General features: G+C 66.7%; 19 protein-coding genes. 6 read left to right on the top strand and 13 right to left on the bottom strand.

Annotated elements, in window-relative coordinates:
- Window positions 1–34 precede the first annotated feature (34 nt).
- The 6 genes from ABIE65_RS10500 to ABIE65_RS10475 all read right to left on the bottom strand — a co-directional run bounded on the left by ABIE65_RS10500 (window position 35) and on the right by ABIE65_RS10475 (window position 7,979).
- On the bottom strand, window positions 35–1,489 hold the full coding sequence (locus ABIE65_RS10500; RefSeq protein ID WP_502918521.1) for a hydrogenase 4 subunit F: 1,455 nt from the start codon (window positions 1,487–1,489) through the stop codon (window positions 35–37).
- Entirely contained in the window at window positions 1,486–2,148 is a 663-nt protein-coding gene (locus ABIE65_RS10495) for a hydrogenase-4 component E (protein WP_354077551.1), read from the bottom strand. The genes ABIE65_RS10500 and ABIE65_RS10495 overlap by 4 nt, the downstream gene beginning before the upstream one ends.
- The gene (locus ABIE65_RS10490) at window positions 2,148–3,104 is read right to left on the bottom strand and encodes a respiratory chain complex I subunit 1 family protein (protein ID WP_354077550.1); all 957 of its coding nucleotides are present in this window, start codon (window positions 3,102–3,104) and stop codon (window positions 2,148–2,150) included. The genes ABIE65_RS10495 and ABIE65_RS10490 overlap by 1 nt, the downstream gene beginning before the upstream one ends.
- 4 nt (window positions 3,105–3,108) lie before the next feature.
- A complete protein-coding gene (hyfB, locus tag ABIE65_RS10485; protein ID WP_354077549.1) occupies window positions 3,109–5,121 on the bottom strand; it encodes a hydrogenase 4 subunit B in 2,013 nt (670 codons plus the stop codon).
- 115 nt (window positions 5,122–5,236) lie between these two features.
- Complete coding sequence (locus ABIE65_RS10480) at window positions 5,237–7,219, bottom strand: sensor histidine kinase (protein ID WP_354077548.1); 1,983 nt, start codon at window positions 7,217–7,219, stop codon at window positions 5,237–5,239.
- 7 nt (window positions 7,220–7,226) lie between these two features.
- A complete protein-coding gene (locus tag ABIE65_RS10475; protein WP_354077546.1) occupies window positions 7,227–7,979 on the bottom strand; it encodes a rhomboid family intramembrane serine protease in 753 nt (250 codons plus the stop codon).
- Here ABIE65_RS10475 and dapA point away from each other — a divergent pair.
- Window positions 7,978–9,195 (top strand): 4-hydroxy-tetrahydrodipicolinate synthase, encoded by a 1,218-nt coding sequence (gene dapA / locus ABIE65_RS10470; RefSeq protein ID WP_354077544.1) that lies wholly within the window; start codon window positions 7,978–7,980, stop codon window positions 9,193–9,195. The genes ABIE65_RS10475 and dapA overlap by 2 nt on opposite strands.
- Before the next feature lie 9 nt (window positions 9,196–9,204).
- On the opposite strand, the gene ABIE65_RS10465 is transcribed toward dapA, so the two are convergent.
- The 5 genes from ABIE65_RS10465 to ABIE65_RS10445 form a co-directional block, all read right to left on the bottom strand.
- The gene (locus tag ABIE65_RS10465) at window positions 9,205–9,978 is read right to left on the bottom strand and encodes an ABC transporter permease (RefSeq protein ID WP_354077543.1); all 774 of its coding nucleotides are present in this window, start codon (window positions 9,976–9,978) and stop codon (window positions 9,205–9,207) included.
- A 4-nt stretch (window positions 9,979–9,982) separates the two neighbouring features.
- Window positions 9,983–10,879 carry an ATP-binding cassette domain-containing protein gene (locus tag ABIE65_RS10460; protein WP_354077542.1) on the bottom strand — a complete coding sequence of 299 codons (897 nt, stop codon included), beginning with the start codon at window positions 10,877–10,879 and terminating at the stop codon, window positions 9,983–9,985.
- Window positions 10,880–11,015: 136 nt separating this feature from the next.
- Window positions 11,016–12,137 carry a C4-dicarboxylate TRAP transporter substrate-binding protein gene (locus ABIE65_RS10455; RefSeq protein WP_354077541.1) on the bottom strand — a complete coding sequence of 374 codons (1,122 nt, stop codon included), beginning with the start codon at window positions 12,135–12,137 and terminating at the stop codon, window positions 11,016–11,018.
- A gap of 75 nt (window positions 12,138–12,212) precedes the next feature.
- Window positions 12,213–13,520 (bottom strand): TRAP transporter large permease, encoded by a 1,308-nt coding sequence (locus tag ABIE65_RS10450; RefSeq protein WP_354077540.1) that lies wholly within the window; start codon window positions 13,518–13,520, stop codon window positions 12,213–12,215.
- A gap of 62 nt (window positions 13,521–13,582) precedes the next feature.
- The gene (locus ABIE65_RS10445) at window positions 13,583–14,101 is read right to left on the bottom strand and encodes a TRAP transporter small permease (protein ID WP_354077539.1); all 519 of its coding nucleotides are present in this window, start codon (window positions 14,099–14,101) and stop codon (window positions 13,583–13,585) included.
- A 185-nt stretch (window positions 14,102–14,286) separates the two neighbouring features.
- On the opposite strand from ABIE65_RS10445, the gene ABIE65_RS10440 reads away from it, so the two are divergent.
- Both ABIE65_RS10440 and ABIE65_RS10435 read left to right on the top strand, forming a co-directional pair.
- The gene (locus ABIE65_RS10440) at window positions 14,287–15,924 is read left to right on the top strand and encodes an acyl-CoA synthetase (RefSeq protein ID WP_354077538.1); all 1,638 of its coding nucleotides are present in this window, start codon (window positions 14,287–14,289) and stop codon (window positions 15,922–15,924) included.
- A gap of 2 nt (window positions 15,925–15,926) precedes the next feature.
- Window positions 15,927–16,529, top strand: coding sequence for a UbiX family flavin prenyltransferase (locus tag ABIE65_RS10435; protein ID WP_354077537.1), 603 nt, complete (start codon window positions 15,927–15,929; stop codon window positions 16,527–16,529).
- Between the two features lie 83 nt (window positions 16,530–16,612).
- Here the strand turns inward: ABIE65_RS10435 and ABIE65_RS10430 are convergent, their stop codons facing one another.
- Complete coding sequence (locus tag ABIE65_RS10430) at window positions 16,613–17,083, bottom strand: MaoC family dehydratase (protein ID WP_354077536.1); 471 nt, start codon at window positions 17,081–17,083, stop codon at window positions 16,613–16,615.
- Window positions 17,084–17,112: 29 nt separating this feature from the next.
- Window positions 17,113–18,261, bottom strand: a complete 1,149-nt coding sequence (locus tag ABIE65_RS10425; protein WP_354077535.1) for an acyl-CoA dehydrogenase family protein — start codon at window positions 18,259–18,261, stop codon at window positions 17,113–17,115.
- A gap of 182 nt (window positions 18,262–18,443) precedes the next feature.
- On the opposite strand from ABIE65_RS10425, the gene ABIE65_RS10420 reads away from it, so the two are divergent.
- The 3 genes from ABIE65_RS10420 to ABIE65_RS10410 all read left to right on the top strand — a co-directional run bounded on the left by ABIE65_RS10420 (window position 18,444) and on the right by ABIE65_RS10410 (window position 19,947).
- Complete coding sequence (locus ABIE65_RS10420) at window positions 18,444–19,253, top strand: enoyl-CoA hydratase/isomerase family protein (protein ID WP_354077534.1); 810 nt, start codon at window positions 18,444–18,446, stop codon at window positions 19,251–19,253.
- Window positions 19,254–19,330: 77 nt separating this feature from the next.
- On the top strand, window positions 19,331–19,627 hold the full coding sequence (locus ABIE65_RS10415) for an EscU/YscU/HrcU family type III secretion system export apparatus switch protein (protein ID WP_354077533.1): 297 nt from the start codon (window positions 19,331–19,333) through the stop codon (window positions 19,625–19,627).
- Window positions 19,627–19,947: a hypothetical protein gene (locus tag ABIE65_RS10410; RefSeq protein WP_354077532.1), complete on the top strand. Its 321-nt coding sequence runs from the start codon at window positions 19,627–19,629 to the stop codon at window positions 19,945–19,947. Before ABIE65_RS10415 ends, ABIE65_RS10410 begins: the two co-directional genes overlap by 1 nt.
- Window position 19,948 lies beyond the last annotated feature (1 nt).

Genomic DNA, 19,948 nt, shown 5'->3' with positions numbered 1-19,948 from the left:
ACGATCGGATGGGATGCGAGGCTGCGGCATGGCGTTATCCCAGCATCGCTGCGACGGCCTGGAACCACGCGACCAGCGGTCCCGGCAGCCAGACGCCGGCGACCGCCACCAGTGCGAGATGGGAGAACAGCGGGAGGTAGGACGCCTCGACCGCCGCGGTGCCGGGCGACGGCTCGCCAAAGATCATGCCGTGCAGCCGCATCGCGAGCGCGCCGAAGGCCACGAGCACGCCCGCGACGAGCGGAATGGCCAGAAGCGGTTCGCGCGCGAAGGTCGACGATACCACCAGGAACTCGCTCATGAAGATGCCGAAGGGCGGCATTCCGGCGATCGCCAGCACCGCCACGGCGAGGCCGACGGCCAGGGTCGGATGCGTGCTGCCGAGGCCGGTGATGCCGTCGATGCGCTGGGTGCCCTTCACCTGCGTCGCATGGCCGACGGCGAAGAACACGGCGGACTTGCCCAGGCTGTGCATCGCCATGTGCAGCAGGCCGGCGAAGTTGGCGAGCGGGCCGCCCATGCCGAAGGCGAAGGTGACGATGCCCATATGTTCGATCGAGGAGTAGGCGAACAGCCGCTTCGCATCATTGCGCCGGTACAGCATGAAGGCGGCGAACAGCAGCGACGACAGTCCCATCGCGATCATGATCGGTCCGGGCGCCAGAGCCTCGCCGTTGGCCGAGAGCAGCATCTTGAACCGCAGGATCGCGTAGATGGCGACGTTCAGCAGCAGGCCCGAGAGCACCGCGGAGATCGGCGTCGGCCCCTCCGCGTGTGCATCCGGCAGCCACGCATGGAAGGGCACGAGCCCCGCCTTGGTGCCGTAGCCGACGAGGATGAAGACGAACGCGAGGTCGAGCAGCCGCGGGTCGAGGTCCGATGCCCGCGCGAGCAGCGTGTCCCACGCCATCGCAGGCAGGCCTTCGCCCATCGCCTGCTGCGCGGCGAAATAGACGAGGATCGTGCCGAATAGCGCGAAGGCGATGCCGACGCTGCCGAGGATGAAATACTTCCAGGCGGCCTCGATGGCGGCATGCGTGCGGTAGATGCCGACCATCAGCACGGTGGCGATGGTCGCCGCCTCGACGGCCACCCACAGCAGGCCGAGATTGTTCGCGACCAGCGCCAGGTTCATCGCGAGCATCATCGTCTGATACATCGCATGGTAGAAGCGGAGATAGGCCGGGGTCAGCCGGCCAGTGCGCAGTTCGTGGCCGATATAGGTCGCGCTGAAGACGCTGGTGGTGAAGCCGACGAACGTGTTGAGGACGACGAGATAGATGTTGAAATCGTCGACCCGCAGATAGGGTCCCGGCTCCGGCCGCGAACCGAGCAGGATCAGGCCGCCGACGAGGGTCGTCAGCGACGCGGCGACGTTCAGCGCCGCCGTCGTCCGATAGCCCGGCAGCATGGCCAGGATCGCTGCTGCGGCGGCGGGGGTGCCGAGAACCAGCCAGAGCGCGATCTCGCCGTAGGACATGGCGTTCATCGCCGCTCGCCGCGGAACTCGCCCAGGGCCTGGACGTCGAGGGTGTCGAAGCGTTCACGGATCCGGAAGAAGAACACGCCAAACACGACGAAGGCGGCAAGCACCGAGAAGGCGACGCTGATCTCCACGACCAGGGGCATGCCACGCACCCCGACGGCGGCCAGGATCAGCCCGTTCTCGAGCGACAGGAAGCCGATCACCTGCGTGATGGCGTTCCGCCGGGTGATCATCGTCAGCAGGCCGAGCAGGATGACTGACAGGGCCAGCGCCAGGTCTTCCCGGGCGAAGGCGTCGGCCGACTCGGTGACCGGGAAGATCAGCAGGATCGACAGGGCGACGAGACCGACGCCCAGCAGCATCGTCGGCCCGATCCCGAGTACGGTCTCGACCGAGCGGTGGATGTCGAGCCGCCGCATGATCCGTCGCAGCGCGATCGGGATGATCAGCGTCTTGAAGACCAGGGCGATGGCGGCGGTCACGTAGAGGTGCGGCGCATCCTGGATGTATGCCTGCCAGCCTGCCGCGACGGTGAGGATCAGCGAGTGGACGACATAGGTGTCCACGATGCCGGACATGCGGCGCTGGTAGAGCAGGGCGAAGCTCGCCACGAGCATCGCGCCGGCGAACATGTGGGCGATGTCGAAGGCGAGACTGTGCATCACAGGTTCCGCGACACGAAGAGGAGCAGGGTCCCGAGCAACCCGAGGAGCAGGGCGGCGCCCAGGAACTCGCCGACCCGGAAGACACGCATCTTCGCGATCGACGTCTCGAACAGTCCCAGCAGAAGCCCTGCGACCGCGAGCTTGCCGACCCACGCCCCGATGCCGATGGCCAGCGCCTGCGGGCCGGCCCCGAACTGGGCGATACCCCACGGGGCGAACAGCGTGCCCAGCAGCGACACGTAGAGGACGAGCTTCACGGCGGCCGCCAGCTCGATCATCGCGAGATGGCGGCCCGCATATTCCAGCACCATCGCCTCGTGCACCATGGTCAGTTCCAGGTGCGTGGCGGGATTGTCCACCGGGATACGGCCGTTCTCGGCGACCGCGACGATCACGAGGCCGATGAGGGCCAGTCCGAGTGTGACCCGCAGGCCGACGTCGCCGGTCAGCATGTGTTCGGCGACCGCCGACAGCGACGTGGTCCCGGCCACGAGCGCCAGGCTGAACACCAGCATGATCATGGCCGGCTCGGCCAGGGCGGCGATCATCATTTCCCGCGAGGCGCCGATGCCGCCGAAGCTGGTTCCGGCGTCGAGCGCCGCTAGCGCCAGGAAGAATCGTGCCGAGCCGAGCAGTGCCACGATGACGATCAGGTCGGCCGCCTCGCTGAAGGCGAGGCTGGTGGCGTAGGTGGGGACCAGGGCTGCCGCGACCCAGATGGCCGCGAACACCAGGTAGGGCGCGACGCGGAACAGCCACGAGGCGTTGTCCGCCAGCACCGCTTCCTTGTGCAGGAGCCGGAAGATGTCCCGATACGGCTGCAGCACCGACGCGCCGCGCCGACGGGTCAACCGTGCCTTGACCTTGCGAACCCAGCCGACCAGCAGGGGCGCCAGGGCGAGCACCAGCGCCATCTGCAGGCCCTGCAGCAGCAGGCCGACCAGCATGCTCATCGCCTCACCGCCATAGCGCAACGAGGATAAGCAGTGCGACGAGGCCGGCGAACATCATGGCCAGATAGCGGCGGATCGATAGGAACTGCAGGCCGTCGATCCGGTCCGCGATCGCCGCCACGACCCCCGCCACCGGGGTGAAGATCAGGTCCCACGCGGGATCGCGCTGCGTCGTGCAGTAGCGGGCCGGTTCGACGCTTCCCGGCGGCGGCATTTCCACGGTTTCCGTCGCCCGGAACACCACGGTGCCGAAGATCCGGCGCAGTGGCTGGGCCATGCTGCCTGCGCCGTACTGGAAGGCGGGATGGTTCAGCGCAAACCCGCAATCCCACGCGGGCGACCGGCGGGTGGCACGCGACGCGCCGCGATGGATGGCAAGCGCGGCGCCCCATCCGGACATCGCGACGAACAGGAAGACGAAGAAGCCGCTGTAGGACCCGCCGCCGACACCGGTCGGTGCGACGAAGGCGATGTCCGCGATACCGAAGCCGGGCACGGCGGGCCGCTCGACGATCGCCGCAACCGCCGGCTGGATGACGTGCAGGACGGGACCGGTGAAGATCCCGGCCAGAACGCAGAGCACGACCAGCATCGTCATGGCGGCGCCGGCGAGGCGGTTGGTCTCCTGTGCCGCCTCCGCCTCCGCGGACCTCGGCCTACCGAGGAAGGCGATGCCGAAGGCCTTCACGAAGACCGCCCCGGCCAGGGCTGCCGCCAGCACCATCAGGGCGCCGACCGCGGGCACCAGAAAGCGCAGCAGCCATTGGGGCAGGTCGGGACTGAGCAGGATCGCCTGCAGGGTGAGCCACTCCGACGCAAAGGCGTTGAGCGGCGGAAGCGAGGCGATCGCCGCCGACCCGACAAGAAAGCAGAAGGCGGTGTAGGGCATCCTGCGGATCAGCCCGCCGAGTGCGTCGAGACGGCGCTCGTGCGTCGCGTGCAGAACGGCGCCGGCGCCGAGAAAGAGCAAGCTTTTGATCCAGGAGTGGTTCAGGACATGGAACAGCGCTGCGCTGTAGGCGAGCGCCGCCGCGGCGTTCATGCCGTTCGCCTGGAAGGCCATCCCCAGGCCGATGCCGATGAAGATGAAGCCGACATTCTCTACGGTGCTGTAGGCGAGCAGGCGTTTCAGATCCGATTCCATCAGCGCGTACAGGACGCCGAGCACCGCGGTCAGGGCGCCGAGCGTCATCAGCAGCGCGCCCCACCACCACTGCACGCCGCCGAGCAGGTCGAGCAGGATCCGCAGCAGCGCGTAGATGGCAACCTTGGTCATGACGCCGCTCATCAGCGCGGACACGTGCGAGGGGGCTGCGGGATGCGCCAGCGGCAGCCAGACGTGCAGCGGTGCCAGGCCCCCCTTCGATCCGGCGCCGATCAGGACGAGCAGCAGGACGACCACGCCGAGGCCTGCGTCGGGCCCGGCTTGGCGCAGTTGCGAGAACGCGTAGTTGCCGCCGGCCCCAGCCAGCAGGCCGAAAGCCAGCAGGAGCGCCAGGGTTCCGAAGGCTGCCATCACGATGTAGACGAATCCGGCGCGTTGGGTTTCGCTCTGCCGATGGTGTGCCATCACCAGCGCCCACGACGCGAGCGACATCGATTCCCACGACAGCAGGAACGTGAACGCATCGGCGGCGAGCAGCACGAGGTTCATGCCGGCGAGGAACAGGGGATAGAAGGGCAGGATCCGCCCGGCCTCTGGCTCGGAGCGGCCCGTTCCCATGCCGTAGATGCTGGCGGCGAGGGCACCGAGGTTGATCACCAGGAGAAAGAAGGCACTCAGCGCGTCGATCTCAAAATGCGCCTGAAGCCAGGGAACGCCCATCGGAAGAACGGCGCCGGCTGTCTCGCCGGGTCGGACGAGGACGCCCAGGGCGGTCCCCGCCATCACAGCGGCAACGGCTGCACACACGCTGTAGATCAGCGCGGATCCCCCCGGACGCCGCGCCGCCCAGATGCCGGCCGGACATCCGGACAGCAGGACGAAAATCGCGAACAGACAGACGTGCACGCTCACGCGGGGGCTCCGGACGATGCCGTGTCGGGACAGCCGCCGTCCCGCACCGCACTGTCATTAGAGCAGGTCGCGATTCCGCATACGAGGATGTCGGAGGGGCTGAAGCGCCACTGCGTCACTGCGGCGCGTCCTTCACGTCCGAAGCGTCGATGAAACCCAGCGGGATGCGCAGCCGGCATTCGGCGCCTGCCGGTGGAAAGGTCAGGCTGGCATCGCCGCCCAGTTCGTGGCCGACGCTGCGTGTGATCAGCGTCGTGCCGAAGCCCGGCACGGTCGAGGGTTGTGGTGGCGGCCCGCCTCGCTCGACCCAGGACAGCTCGAGCTGCGCTCCATCCTCGACGATGGTCCAGCTGATGGAGACTCTGCCGTCGGGTACGGACAGGGCGCCGTACTTCGCGGCATTGGTGGCGAGTTCGTGAAGGACGAGGGTCAGCGTGATGGCAGTGCGTGGGGCCACCGAGTATTCCGGTCCCTCAATGCTGAAGGTCGCTCCCTGGCCGCGCCGGAACGGCGCAAGCGCCTCCTCGACGACCTCGCGCAGCCCCGATCCCTCCCATCGCGTTCGGGTGAGCAGCGTGTGGGCGCGCGCGAGCGCCTGCAAACGCCCGTCGAACGCCACAGCGAATTCTTCCTTCGAGGCCGTCTGCATCATGGTGCGGCGGGCGATTGACGTCACCACAGCCAGGGTGTTCTTGACCCGGTGACTCAGTTCCTGCACCAGCAGGTCCTGACGCTGCTCCGCTTTCTTCGTCTCAGTCACGTCGAGGATGACCCCGTCCCAGACGATCGCGCCGTCCTTTCGGCGGCGCGGGTGGCCGATCGACCGAACCCAGCGGATGCTTCCGTCGCTGCCGAGTGCGCGCGCGTCGAAGCGGTAAGGCCGCATCGTCCTGGCCGACGTCATGACTTGCTTCTGCCAGAAGGCGCGGTCGTCGGGATGGACGTACGGGGCCCAATCGACCAGGGATCCGGCGCTGCGTGCCTCGTCGACCGCCATGCCCATCACGTCGGCGATCCGCTCGCTGACGTAGGGATAGGTGATGGTGCCGTCCGGATGCAGCACGCGCCGGATGATCGCACCCGGCAGGTTCGCGGCGATGTCGGTTACGCGCTGCTCGGTTTCCTTCTCGCCGGCGAGCGCGAGGAGCCGGCGTTCTGCGCGGTTTCGGGAGGCGAAGGTTCGAGCGAGGACCGTTCCGATCAGTACGGCGAGCGCGAGGGCGCCGATACCGCCGATGCCGACTGCGACCATCGTGCGGATCACGGGCGCCCGAACGATCGCCTCCGGGACGCCCACGGCCATGATCCATCCCGTGAGCGGTGACCGGAACAGTGCGGTATAGACGCGTGCGCCCTCTTGATTGTGCGAGAAGAAGAACCGCTCGGTGCCCGATTCGATCTCGGTTCGCAGCGATTCGGTGGCGCTGGCACCGACGAACTCTTCGGGGGCGCGCGAGCGCCCGACGATCGTCAGGTTGCGATCGAGGGCCGCTGCGGTCCAGTCCTGAGGGATCCCCGATTCGACCAGCGCCTGACTATAGATCGTCGGCTTGATGAAGGCCGTCAGGATCGCGATGGCATTACCGTTCCTGACCACCGGGACGGCGAGCCGGACATAGCGCAGCGGTCCGTTCTGGCCCTCTATCGTTTCCATGTTGCCGATCCAGACGCCACGCTCGACCGCCGTTTGGACCGCATCCTCGGAAAGTGGGGGCACCGACGGCATCTGCAGCGGTGACGACCTGCTGGCGACGGCCAGTGTCTGCTGGTCCGGCAGGCTGCGAAGCCTGACCGATAGCCAGTGCGGGTCGGCGGTGATCACCCGCCGGAGTTCGATGAAGAACGCCTCTGGCTGATCGGTCGGCGTGGCATGAGCGAGGGCGTGCATGGCCTTGAGGTCCGCGGCCATGTAGCGATCGACCGACTGCAGCGCCGCAAACGTGTGCTGCGACAGGAGGCGCTCGGCGGTACGTCCCTGCTCGCGGTCGAAGAGCGCGACCATGATGACGGCGAACGCGAGCAGCGGCAGCGCGACGCCGGCGCCGATCGCCAGTGCCTGACGCAGTCCGTCGCCATTGTCCTGTCCGCGCGCTTTCATTGCGCGTTCAGCCCCAGGGTCCACGCCGCCGCGGCGGTGGCATGGGCCGTGAACGGCCCTCGAAGAGCGGTATCCCGCGGCGGCGTATGAACAGGATCAGGACTGCGCCGGCGATGAACCCGCCGATATGCGCCCAATAGGCGACGCCCCCTTCGCCCGCAGGTGTGGCCGCGTAGGATACGAACTGGATGACGAACCAGAGGCCGAGAACGAGAAGGGCCGGGATCCGCGCGACGTGCATGTAGAAGAAAATCGGAATCAGGACCAGGACGCGCGCATGCGGGTGCAGCAAAAGATAGGCCCCCAGTACGCCGCCGATGGCACCGCTCGCCCCGACCATCGGCAGTGTCGATGACGGATCCTGAAAAGCCTGAGCGAGTGCGGCGGCAACGCCGCATGCGAGATAGAAGACGAGGAAGCGGCCATGGCCGCATGCATCCTCGACATTGTTACCGAAAATCCAGAGATAGAGCATGTTTCCAAGCAGGTGCATCCACCCGCCGTGCATGAACATCGACGTCACCACCGTCAGCACGGGCGGCGTCCCCGCGATCTCCGGCGGCAAGGTCACGCCCTGCAGCAGGACGGCCGGAATCATGCCGAAGGCGTAGATCGCCATTTCCTGCTGGCTGGGCGTGAGCGTCAATTGCCACAGGAATACCAGGGCGTTGACCGCGATCAGTCCGATCGTGACCACGGGCCTTGTCGCCGTCGGGTTGTCGTCGTGGATCGGGATCATACCGAAAGGAGCGACTCGCATGCGTGATGTCGATGTCAGCATAGGCGAACGCAGCGGTGTTGCCACGCGATGCGGCGCGAATGTTGTGCTTGACCTGCCTTCGATCGTGGCGGTACTCATTGGCTATGCGTCATATTCGCCGAACCCAAGTCGCCGTCCCGGCGAAAAAGCTCTGGTCCTGGGGACCCGAGGGTTCACGCATGCGCTGACGTTCAGCACGCATACAGTTCCCGAAGGGCTCCGCCGGACATGGACGGAGCCTTTTTTATGTCCGTCCTCCGGCTGCGAACGCAGGAGATGGACCATGTTCACCGAGTCGACAGCAGAGACTACCGCAAGAGAAAGCATATCCGGCGGCCCCGCCCTCTCCGGGGTCTGGGTGCCGCTCATCACACCGTTCGCCGAGGGCGCCGTCGACCACGAGTCGGTCTTCCGCCTCGTGCGTCACTACGTCGAAGCCGGCGTCGACGGCCTCATCATGGCCGCGACCACGGGCGAGGGGCTGACGCTCGACGACGACGAGGTCGCGGCGCTCGCGGCCTCGGCCGCGACGGCGGCGGCCGGAAGGGTGCCGGTCTACCTGGGACTTTCCGGCAGTCACACCGATAAGATGATCGGCACGCTCGGGAGGCTCGCCTCGCTCCCGGTCGACGGCTATCTCGTGGCCTGTCCCTACTACACGCGGCCGTCGCAGGAAGGCCTGTACCGGCATTTCAGCGCCCTGGCCGATGCGACCGAGAGGCCGCTCGTCCTCTACAACATCCCGTATCGGACGGGCGTCAATCTCGCGAACGCGACACTGCTGCGGTTGGCCGAGCGCGCGAACATCGTCGGCGTGAAGGACTGCTGCGCCGAAGTCGCCCAGTCGTCCGAACTGCTCAGGCGTCGGCCGAAGGACTTCGCGGTCATGACGGGGGAAGATGTGCAGTTCCATCTGGCGGTCGCGCAAGGTGCGTCCGGCGGGATCCTGGCAGCCGCGCATGTGGATACAGCGGCCTTCATCGCGGTGCGCCGGTCCTTGATGAGCGGCGATCGTGCGCTCGCCCTGCGTCAATGGAACTGCCTGATCGATACGGTGCGGCTTCTTTTTTCCGAGCCGTCGCCGTCGCCGATCAAGCACTGGCTGTGGCGCCAGGGCCTGATCCGCTCGCCGGAGGTGCGCCTGCCGATGATGCCGGTGACGGACGCTCTGGCAGCGGAGATCAACCGGCGCGTCGCCGCCCGCCCTGCGGCATGACCGGTCGCGTCAGTCGAACATCCGTTTGCCGATCCTGTAGTGCGCCAGGGCGAACGCGGCCGCGGACATCGCCGCCAGATAGGCGAGATGGCCCGCCGCCGCGACCGGATCGAGGGGCTGGGACGCCGTCAGCGGCCGGACCACCGCGATCAGGTGCGTCGCCGGGAGCAGCCATGCGCCGGCTTGCACGAACCAGGGGAAGCGGTCCACTTCGAAGAAAGTGCCTGAGAACACGAACATCGGCGTGACCCAGAAGGTGAAGTAGTAGCTGAAGAACTCCCACGACTTGGCGTGGCCCGTCGCGGCGAGGCCGCAGCAGGCGAAGCACAGGCCGCCGAGAAACAGGATGGGGTAGGTCAGCAGCGCGGTGCCCAGGTCCGGCACGCCGCCCCACAACGTCCCGATCACCAGGACGCAGGTCGCCGACAGGATCCCCTTGAGGGCAGCCCAGATCGCCTCGCCCGCCAGCAGTTCGCCGAGCGACACCGGCGTCGCCAGGATCGCGTCCCAGGTGCGCTGCATCTGGAAGCGCGCATAGGCGTGGATCGAAGTCTCGAAGCTGGCCGCGAACATCGCGCCGTAACACATCATTCCGGGAACGACGAAGACCAGATAGTCCATGTCGTCGATCTGATCGATCACCGCGCCTAGCCCATAGCCGAAGGCGAAGAGGAAGATCAGCGGCTCGAGCACGTTGGTGACGACGGAGGATATCCAGAGCCGTCGCCAGACCATGAACTGGCGCCGTCCGACGGCGAGCGTGAAGCGGTTCAGCAGCCGCATCGGGTCAACCTTCGCGCAGGCGGCGCCCGGTCAGGCGCAGGAACACGTCTTCGAGGTTCGCCTCGCGGCGCAGGTAGGTCGCCGTCAACGGCAGGCGGTGGAGCATGTCGTCCGGGTCGGCGACGTAGAACAGGACCGCGTCGCCGATGTCCTCGTGCTCGACCCCCTCCGGTGGAAAGCCGTCCGGAAGCGGCTTCGGCAACTCGAACACGTGGCCGCGGACATGGCGGCCGATAAGGCCCGCCGGCGTATCCTCGTCGAGCACGCGCCCGGCGTCGATGATGACGATGCGGTCGCAGAGACGCTGGGCCTCGTCCATGTAGTGGGTGGTGAGCAGCAGGGTCTTGCCCAGCTTCTTCAGGTCGAGCAGGCGGCGCCAGATCAGGACGCGCGCCTGGGGATCCAGGCCTGTCGTGGGTTCGTCGAGCACGACCAGTTCCGGATCGGCGATCAACGCCCGCGCGATGACGAGACGGCGTTTCATGCCCCCGGACAGCTGAATCACCTTGGCGTGGCCGCGCTCGCTCAGCTGCATGAAATCGAGGAGTTCCGGCACGCGGGTCGCCAGAACCGCCGACCCGATGCCGAAATATCGGCCGTAGACCTCGAGATTCTGACGCACCGTGAGATCCGGGTCGAGATTGTCCTCCTGTGGGACGAGCCCGATGCGGGCGCGATAGGCGCGGCCGAGCGACTCGGGACGGGCCCCGAATACCGAGAGGCTGCCACCAGTCGGGCGGGTCAGGCCCATCAGCATCCGCATCGTCGTGGTCTTTCCGGCTCCGTTGGGACCGAGCAGACCGATGCAGGCGCCGCATGGGATGGCGAAGCTCACGCCACGGACCGCCTCGACCTCGCCGTAGCGTTTCGCCAGATCTTTCGCTTCGATGACTGCGGCCATGTCCCGCTCCGAGCGTGCGGGCGGGACCTTAGTCGACTTCCGCGGCAAACCAAGGACGAAACGGCCGGCGACGGATCTGGTGATCCGCGCCGGCCGGGTCACAGGCGCCGGGTGTCGCCCGACGCCTTTAGGGGCGTCAGTTGACGCCGAAGGTCTTCGGATCGAGCTTCGCGTAGACCTCGCTGTAGAGGGCTTCGCTGAGCTTCGCCTGGTCGCCCTGCATCGGCGCGAGCATCTTCTCGTACTTTGCGTAGATCTCGCGATACTTCGCGACGAAGTCGCCGGCGTCGGCAATGCCGAGGCGGGTCTTGGCGTTCTCGATGATGCCGGGCAGGTCCTTCTCGACGAACTCGTCCCGCAGTTTCTGGAGAGCGGGGTCGGGCGCGACGACGGGAATGTTCTTCGCCTTGGCGACCTCCAGGGCCTCCTGATCGCCCTTGCCGTATTCGATCACGGTACGGACGACGGCGACGGAGAGGGCCTTGAAGACGGCGGTCCGCTGCTCGGGCGTCAGGTCCTTCCACACCTCGCGGTTGAACGAAAACAGGTTGCCGGCGCGGAACGAGCCAAGGTTGAGGGTGATGACCTGGGTTGCGACATCGCCGAGGCCATGCGTCTTGAGACCGCCGACGGCGTACATCGCCCCGTCGAGAATGCCGCGCGACAGCGCCTCGTACATCTCCGAGGTCGGGATGTTCACGCCGGTGGCGCCGACGGAGCTGGCGAAACGGTCCCAGAGCGAGCCGCCGGCCCGCAGCTTCATCCCCTTGATCTTCTCCGGGGAGTTCATGTCGACCTTGTTCACGAGCACGTATGGCGCGGTACTCATCCCGGAGGTGAAGACTTGGTTCTGCTTGGCGAACTCGTCGAGGCACGCCTTGCAGTGCTGGGTGAACAGCTCGGTGATGGCGAAGGCTGCCGCCATGTCGTTCTCGCCGACCATGGCGAGGTCGTTCAGGAGCACGCCGTGCGGATAGTAGGACGGCGTGTAGGTCAGGGTGTCGAACCCGATGTCGGCCACGCCGTCGCGCACGCCGTCCGAGATCGCCTTGGCGCCGAGCAGCGCCTCGCCCGGGAAGATGCGCAGGGTGATATCGCCGTTCGTGTTCTTCTTCAGTTCGTCGGCGAAGGTCTGGTAGCCGACACCCACCGGGTGCTTCGTGCTCAGATAGTGGGCTGCCTTGAGGGTTTCGGCGGATGCCGTGCCCGCGATGCCGAGTGCGAGGGCCAGCGCCGTGCCGAGCAATAGCTTCTTCATTTCACGTCTCCTCCAAATCGATGATTGCCGTTTCTTGTTGGGCGACGCGCCTTCGCCCGCCGCCGGATGCCGGCCTCAGTCGATGAGGCTCGGCAGGTAGAGCGAGATTTCGGGGAACCCGATCATCAGCGCGACGGTGATGAGGTCCGCCACGATGAACCAGAGAATCCCCTTGAAGATGGCCTCGGTCGACATGAGGTCGCCGACGATGCCCTTGATCACGAACACGTTCAGCCCGACCGGCGGCGTGATCAGCGCGATCTCCAGCAGCTTCGTCATCAGGATGCCGTACCAGATCAGGTCGATGCCCAGATGCTCGATGGCGGGCAGAAAGATCGGCAGGGTCAGCAGCATGATGCCGATCGGATCGAGGAAGCAGCCAAGGAACAGCATGCTCGCCATCGTCCCGATCACCAGCATCGTCGAACTGACCTGACCCTCGACGACGATCTCGGAGATGAAGTCCGTCATGCCGGACAGGGCGAGGAACCGCGTGAACAGCACCGCGCCGACGGCGATCACGAATATCGAGGACGTGCTGACCAGCGTTTCCATGACCGCCAGCTTGATCTTCTCGATCGTCAGCGTGCGCTGGGCGAAGCCGATGATGAAGGCGAGGAAGGCGCCGATGCCGCCGGCCTCGGTCGGCGTGAAAACGCCGCCGAACAGACCGCCAAACACCCCGATGATCAGTGCGATGACCGGCCAGGTTCCCCGGAAGGAGTTGAAGCGATCGGCCCACGTCACCGCTTCCGCGTCGCGCGGCGCCAGGGCGGGATTGAGCCTCACGCGGCCCATGATCATGATGCTGTACATGACCGCCGTGAGCAGTCCCGGGCCGATGCCGGCGATGAAGAGCTTGCTGATCGGCACCTCGGCGAAGATGCCGTAGAGCAGCAGCAGAATGCTGGGCGGGATCATCGAGCCGATCGTCCCGGCGGCGGCGACCGTGCCGGCCGACAGGCCCTTGTCGTAGCCGCGCCGCAGCATCTCGGGGATCGCGATGCGCCCCATCGCGGCCGCACAGGCGACGGACGAGCCGGTGACGGCGGAGAAGCCTGCCGCGGCCCCGACCGAGGCGACCGCCAGGCCGCCGGGCATCCACGACAGCCAGGCGCGTGCGACGCGGAACAGGCCGTCCGTCAGCTGCGAGTGGTAGCAGATGTATCCCATGAGCAGGAACATCGGCACCGAACTCAACGTCCAATGCGCGACGAAGTCATAGGGTACGGCGGTCAGGATGCCCCACGCCGAACGCGGGCCGAGCATCAGCCAGATCCCTGCGAACGAGATGCCACCCAATGCCACGCCCACGGGTACGCGCAGCAGCAGCAGCACGATCAGCAGGACGAGAGCACCGCCGCTCAGCGTTAGGTCATCCATGGCGAGTATCGCTTTTCGGCGGCGGGGAGGTGGGCTGGCGGATGCAAGGGAGCGCGCGTCGCTCACTCATGCAGATCGATCGACTCGCGTGCGATGACGGAGTTGTCCCCGATGAACAGGCGGATCGCCTTGTGGATGAGAACCAGCATGATCAGCGCACAGCCGATCGGCAGGTAGAAGCGCGTCGGCCACACCGTGACCGGGACGTTGCCCAGACTGACTTCGCCGACTGCCATCTTCTGCAGGGCGTCGTTCCAGGTCCGCCACGCGAATGCGCCGAAATACGCGGCGGAGACCAGGGCGACGAGGCCGATCTGCCACTCCTGCACGCGCGCGGGGAAGTGCTGGGATACCAGTTCGACGACGATGTGGCCGTTCCGGAGTTCGATCAGCGCCAGCGGGAGGAAGACGACCGCGACCATGTAATAGGTCGACACGATCTCGACCGTGCCGTGCAGCGGCGCGGAGAAGACGTAGCGTAGCGTCACATCCGCCGCGATGTGGAGCATCATCAGGAGCAGTGCCGCACCGCTCACCCAGGCGACTAGCATCGACGTATAGTTGAGCACCCTGTGAACCATGAGCGTCCCTGACCTTTTGTCGTTACGCGCACTGTATCAAGGCATTAATGAGGCTGCATGATTTTCTTGAAATGCCAGTAGATTTGCGGTGGCAGCGCTAATGATTGCGCCTCCGGCCGTTGCCGCGCTAGCCGTGGCCGCGAGGCGCAGGCGCTCCTAGATTGTCTGCTCGACCGGAGGACCCCATGACCGCATCCGACGCCAGCCCCTACGAGCAGCATCTCGATCGCAATGCCGCCAACCATACGGCGCTGACACCGCTCGGTTTCCTGGAGCGCGCCGCGGCGGTGTTTCCGCAGCGGATTTCGGCAATCCACGGCGCGCGGCGCTACACCTGGTCCGAAACCTACGTGCGAGCGCGACGGTTGGCCTCGGCGCTGGCGCGGCGGGGCATTGGAGCCGGCGATACGGTTGCTTTCATGGCGCCGAACATACCGGAACTCATGGAGGCGCATTTCGGCGTTCCGATGTGCGGCGCCGTCCTCAATGCCCTCAATACGCGGCTCGATGCGGCAACCGTAGCGTTCATCCTGGAGCATGGCGAGGCCAAGGTCCTCGTCACCGATCGGGAGTTCGCACCCACCGTCCGCAGCGCGCTCGGCATGCTCCAGCGGTCCATCCTGGTCGTCGACATCGACGACCCGGAGTATGGGGGCGATGGCGAGAGGCTCGGCACGCTCGACTACGAGGTGCTGCTGGCGGAGGGAGACGGGAGTTACGCGTGGACGCCGCCCAGGGACGAATGGCAGGCGATCGCGCTCAACTACACCTCCGGCACCACCGGCAATCCGAAGGGCGTCGTCTACCATCATCGCGGCGCCTACCTGACGGCCCTCGGCAACGTCCTCACCTGGGACGTGCCGCACAACCCGGTCTATCTGTGGACCCTGCCGATGTTCCACTGCAACGGCTGGTGCTTCCCCTGGACCATCGCCGAACGAGCGGGCACGCATGTCTGCCTGCGGCGCGTCGAGGCGAAGGCGATCTTCGACGCGATCGCCGAGCACAAGGTCGATCACTTCTGCGGTGCGCCGATCGTCCTCAACATGCTGATCAACGCGGCGCCGGAGCAGCGCCGGCCGTTCGACCACATCGTCAAGGTGATGACGGCCGCCGCACCGCCGCCGCCGTCCACGCTGCAGCGGATGGAGGAGGACGGCTTCCGCGTCACCCACGTCTACGGCCTCACCGAGGTCTATGGCCCCGCCGTCGTCTGCGATTGGAACGAGGCGTGGAACGCCCTGTCGCCCGAGGAGCAGGCGGCGAAGAAATCGCGGCAGGGCGTGCGCTATCCGGTGCTGGACGGGCTGATGGTGGCCGACCCGAAGACGCTGGAGCCGGTGCCGGCCGACGGCGAGACGATGGGCGAGGTCTTCATGCGCGGCAACGTCGTCATGAAGGGCTATCTCAAAAATCCGAGCGCCACCGACGCGGCCTTCGCCGGCGGCTGGTTCCACACCGGCGATCTCGGCGTGATGCACCCGGACGGCTATATCGACCTGAAAGACCGCTCGAAGGACATCATCATTTCCGGCGGCGAGAACATCTCCTCGGTCGAGGTGGAGCAGGTCCTGTACCGGCACCCGGCGGTCATGGAAGCGGCCGTGGTCGCGAAACCTGACGAGAAATGGGGGGAGACGCCCTGTGCATTCGTCGAACTGAAGCCGGGCAAGACCGCGACGGTAGAGGAGATCGTCGCCTTCTGCCGGGCCAACATGGCGCACTACAAGGCGCCCCGAACCGTGATCTTCGGCGCGCTGCCGAAGACCTCGACGGGCAAGATCCAGAAGTTCGCGCTGCGCGATCGCGCGAGGGAGGCCTGAGGGTGGCTTCCGGCGCAGACCTTCATCGCCTGATCGTCGGGATCAGCGGCGCGTCTGGTGCCGTCTATGGCATTCGGATGCTGCAGGCGTTGAAGGGGCTCGGCGTCGAGAGCCATCTGGTCATGTCGAAGGCGGCGGAGATGACCATCGCCTACGAGACCGACTGGAAGATCGCCGACGTGAAGGCGCTCGCCGACGTCTGCTATCCGGCCCGGGATGTCGGCGCCGCGATCTCCAGCGGGTCGTTCCAGACGCTCGGCATGGTGGTGGCGCCGTGTTCGGTACGGTCGATGTCGGAGATCGCGACGGGCGTCACGTCGAACCTCCTCACCCGTGCCGCCGACGTGGTTCTCAAGGAACGCCGGCGCCTCGTCCTGATGGTGCGGGAGACGCCGTTCCATCTCGGGCATCTCCGCACGATGGTGTCGCTGGCGGAGATGGGCGCCGTGGTGGCGCCGCCACTGCCCGCCTTCTATAGCCGCCCGGAGAGGGTCGACGACCTGGTCGACCATTCGGTCGGGCGTGTGCTCGACCTGTTCGGCCTCGACACCGGCGCGGTGCGACGCTGGGGCGAGACGAGCGGTCCCCGCCGGATCAAGCCGTAGTCGCGCCTACCGTGCCGCGATGCCGGCGGTAAGCGCGTGATCTTCCGCTTCCGGACAATCGAGTTCAGAGGGCATCGTGCTCGTCAATGACCGCCTTCGCTGCGGCACTTGATCATGCGCAGCGGGTTATAGGTGAGGGCGACCGCGCCGTCCTGCTTCACCACCTTGTTGAAGGTCCGAACGAGACCGCGCCCAGGCCGGCTCCTGCTTAGGCGCGCCTCGACCACCTCGCACTCCACATGGATCGTATCGCCGGAGAAGACCGGGTTCTCGATCTTCAACTCCATGCCGAGGAAGGCGAAGCCGGTATGCTGCATGGTGCCCTGGACGAGCAGCCCCTCGGCGAAGCAGTAAGCGAGGGCGCCGGGTGCGACGCGGCCCTTGATGTCGGATTCCTCGCGCAGGAACTCGATGTTGGTGAACAGCACCTCGACCATGCCGGTCGCGTTGACGAAGTTTGTGATGTCCGCGTCCGTTACCGTCCTCCCGATGGTCTTGAACGTGCGCCCGACGGGCAGGTCCTCGAAGTGAAAGCCGAGGCCGATCGTTTCCATGTGCTGTCTCACTCTCGCGATGGGTTGGTTCAGTCCGCGACCAGGTTGCGCGCGATAATGTTGCGTTGGATCTGGTTGGTGCCTTCGACAATCTGCAGGACCTTGGCGTCGCGGAAATAGCGGTTGATCGGGTACTCGTTGGAGATGCCGGCGGCACCGAAGAGCTGCACCGCGTCGGTGGCGACCCTCATGGCGGTGTCGCTGGAAAAGCACTTTGCCGCCGCGGCGAGGCTGGCGAGTTCCCTGCCGCGGATGCCGTCGTCGACCGCAGCCGCCGCACGGTAGACGATGCCGCGGGCCGCCTCCGTCTGGATCGCCATGTCGGCCAGCATCCAGCGGATGCCCTGATAGTCCGCCACGCGGTTGCCGAAGGCTTGGCGGTCCTTCACGAAGGCGATCGACTTGTCGAGGGCGCCCTGGGCGAGGCCGACGCCGCGGGCGCCGATCAGCGGGCGCGAGGCGTTGAGCGCCTCCATGACGATCTTGAAGCCTTTGCCTTCCTCGCCGAGGCGGTTCTCCTCCGGCACGAACACGTCCTCGAAGAAGATCGCGTGGGACGGGACGCCGCGCGCGCCGAGCTTGTCTTCCTTGCGGCCGACGGCGAAGCCCGGCGTTCCAGCTTCGACGATGAAGAAGTTGATGGCGCCCGGCGTGTCGTCGTCGCCCGTCTTCGCCGCGACCAGGAAGAAGTCCGACTGTCCGGCGTTTGTGCACCAGATCTTGCCGCCGTTGATGACATAGCCGCTGTCCGTGCGCCTCGCCCGGGTGCGGATTCGCGCCACGTCGGAGCCGCTCTGCGGCTCGGTCAGCGAGAAGGCGGCACGCCGGCTGCCGTCGGCGAGGCCGGGCAGGTAGCGCCGCTTCTGTTCGTCGGTGCCACCCGCGAGGATCGCGCCGATCGGCGTCCACTGGACGAGCAGCAGGTAGGCCGTGTTGTAGCAGACGCGCCCAAACTCCTCGATCGCGACGCAGGAGGACAGCAGACTGCCGCTGCCGCCGAATTCGGGCGGGAACGGCAGCGTGAACAGGCCAAGTTCGCGCAGCAGGTCGAACATGTCCTGCGGGTATTCGGCCGTCCGGTCGATCTCGTCCGCCCGGAGGGCGACGCGCTCGCGGGCGACGCGGCGCACCAGCTCCTGGACGCGGGATTGGTCCTCGTCGAGGGCAAAGGCGGGCACCGCTTCCTCCGGGACGATTATTGTTGTTGCGGCTCAGTGTGAGGGTTGCCCGCCGGCCGTCAAGGCGACCTCGTGGAAATCACTGCGGCCGACAGCGAGACGGCACGCCGTTGACGCCCCGGGCAGGGCTCATCATCGTCGGCGATGAAGATCCGATCACAGAACAAGTCCGGAGGCGCCCCGTGTCAGACCGCTATGCCGCATACACCCAGCTCGAGTTCGACCGTCCGGCCGAGCGCGTGCTGCGCATCACGTTCAACAGGCCGGAGCGGCTGAATGCGGTGAACGCCGACGGCCATCGCGAACTGTGCGACGTTTGGCGGGACGTCGACCGCGATCCGACCGTTAACGCCGTCATCCTGCGCGGCCTCGGGCGAGCCTTCTCCGCTGGCGGCGATTTCGAGATGATCGAGCAGATCATCGAGGATCCGAAGTATCGCTGGCAGGCGCTGAAGGAGGCGCGCGACCTCGTCTACAACGTCATCAACTGCTCGAAGCCGATCGTCTCCGCGATTCACGGTCCCGCGGTCGGCGCCGGTCTTGTGGCCGCGCTCCTCTCGGACGTGTCGATTGCGGCGCGCAACGCACGGATCATCGACGGCCATACGCGACTCGGGGTTGCCGCCGGAGATGTGGCGGCGATTATCTGGCCGCTGCTCTGCGGCATGGCCAAGGCGAAGTATCACCTGCTGCTGTGCGAGCCGATGAGCGGCGAGGAGGCCGAGCGCATCGGTCTCGTGTCGCTGTGCGTCGACGAAGCCGACCTCCAGGACAAGGCGTTGGAGATCGCGCAGCGGCTGGCGACCGGTGCACCCGCCGCGATCCGGCTGACCAAGTACGCGCTGAACAACTGGCTGCGCACGATGGGACCGAGCTTCGACGCTTCGACGGCCTACGAGATGCTCGGCTTCGCGAGCGGCGAAGCGCGGGAGGGTCTGGCCTCGCACCGGGAGAAGCGGACACCGAAGTTCGACCCGGACTGCGCCCTGTGATCGGACCGCGGCAGCGCGTAACGTCGCGTTAACCATGCCCCGCGCATCTTCCCTCCGTCATGAAGGGAACGGGCGCAGTGGGTGAAGACGATAAGGAGACGGGCAGGCGCCGTCAGGTCGCCGTCGCCCTTCGCGGCGACGGTGTTGCCGGGGCGCGTGTCGTCGCCTCCGGGCGCGGCGCACTCGCCGAGGATATCCTGCGCCTCGCCTTCGATGCGGGGATCAAGGTGCGCGAGGACGCGGATCTCGCCGAAACGCTGGCGGCGCTGGAGATCGATGCGGACATGCCCGTCGATGCCCTGGCCGCGGTCGCGGAGATCCTGGCGCGTCTGTATGCGCTGAACGGTGCGCCCACAACGACGGAGCCGCAGTGATGAATGCAGCCGAGCAGCTCGACCGTCTGGGCGACAGGCTGGCGGCGGAGATCGGAAGGATCCGCGAGGCGCTGCACGCCGGCGCGCCGGTCGACACCGATCGTCTCGCCGGCATCGTCGACGAGATCCACCCGCTCTCCGAACAGCTCGATCCCGATCAGGCGCGGCGCGCGAAGCCGCGGCTCCTAAGCCTTCTCGCCGATCTCGATGCGGTCGAGGCGGAGATGACGGCCGCCCACGAGGCACTCCAGGCGCGGCTCAAGGGAACCACCACGATGCATCGGGCCGTAACGGCCTACAACCGGCCGCCGAAGCGCTAGC

This window comes from Constrictibacter sp. MBR-5, from assembly GCF_040549485.1.
In the GTDB taxonomy this organism is placed as follows: domain Bacteria; phylum Pseudomonadota; class Alphaproteobacteria; order JAJUGE01; family JAJUGE01; genus Constrictibacter.
Note: the sequence above shows the minus strand (reverse complement) of the source record. Positions and strands in the feature narration are given on the sequence as shown.

Bases quoted from the DNA above. Each gene is read 5' to 3' on its own strand.
- ABIE65_RS10500 (WP_502918521.1), bottom strand. From the start codon at position 1,489: ATGAACGCCATGTCCTACGGCGAGATCGCGCTCTGGCTGGTTCTCGGC.
- ABIE65_RS10495 (WP_354077551.1), bottom strand. From the start codon at position 2,148: ATGCACAGTCTCGCCTTCGACATCGCCCACATGTTCGCCGGCGCGATG.
- ABIE65_RS10490 (WP_354077550.1), bottom strand. From the start codon at position 3,104: ATGAGCATGCTGGTCGGCCTGCTGCTGCAGGGCCTGCAGATGGCGCTG.
- ABIE65_RS10480 (WP_354077548.1), bottom strand. From the start codon at position 7,219: ATGAAAGCGCGCGGACAGGACAATGGCGACGGACTGCGTCAGGCACTG.
- dapA (WP_354077544.1), top strand. From the start codon at position 7,978: ATGCGTGATGTCGATGTCAGCATAGGCGAACGCAGCGGTGTTGCCACG.
- ABIE65_RS10475 (WP_354077546.1), bottom strand. From the start codon at position 7,979: ATGCGAGTCGCTCCTTTCGGTATGATCCCGATCCACGACGACAACCCG.
- ABIE65_RS10465 (WP_354077543.1), bottom strand. From the start codon at position 9,978: ATGCGGCTGCTGAACCGCTTCACGCTCGCCGTCGGACGGCGCCAGTTC.
- ABIE65_RS10460 (WP_354077542.1), bottom strand. From the start codon at position 10,879: ATGGCCGCAGTCATCGAAGCGAAAGATCTGGCGAAACGCTACGGCGAG.
- ABIE65_RS10455 (WP_354077541.1), bottom strand. From the start codon at position 12,137: ATGAAGAAGCTATTGCTCGGCACGGCGCTGGCCCTCGCACTCGGCATC.
- ABIE65_RS10450 (WP_354077540.1), bottom strand. From the start codon at position 13,520: ATGGATGACCTAACGCTGAGCGGCGGTGCTCTCGTCCTGCTGATCGTG.
- ABIE65_RS10445 (WP_354077539.1), bottom strand. From the start codon at position 14,101: ATGGTTCACAGGGTGCTCAACTATACGTCGATGCTAGTCGCCTGGGTG.
- ABIE65_RS10440 (WP_354077538.1), top strand. From the start codon at position 14,287: ATGACCGCATCCGACGCCAGCCCCTACGAGCAGCATCTCGATCGCAAT.
- ABIE65_RS10430 (WP_354077536.1), bottom strand. From the start codon at position 17,083: ATGGAAACGATCGGCCTCGGCTTTCACTTCGAGGACCTGCCCGTCGGG.
- ABIE65_RS10410 (WP_354077532.1), top strand. From the start codon at position 19,627: ATGAATGCAGCCGAGCAGCTCGACCGTCTGGGCGACAGGCTGGCGGCG.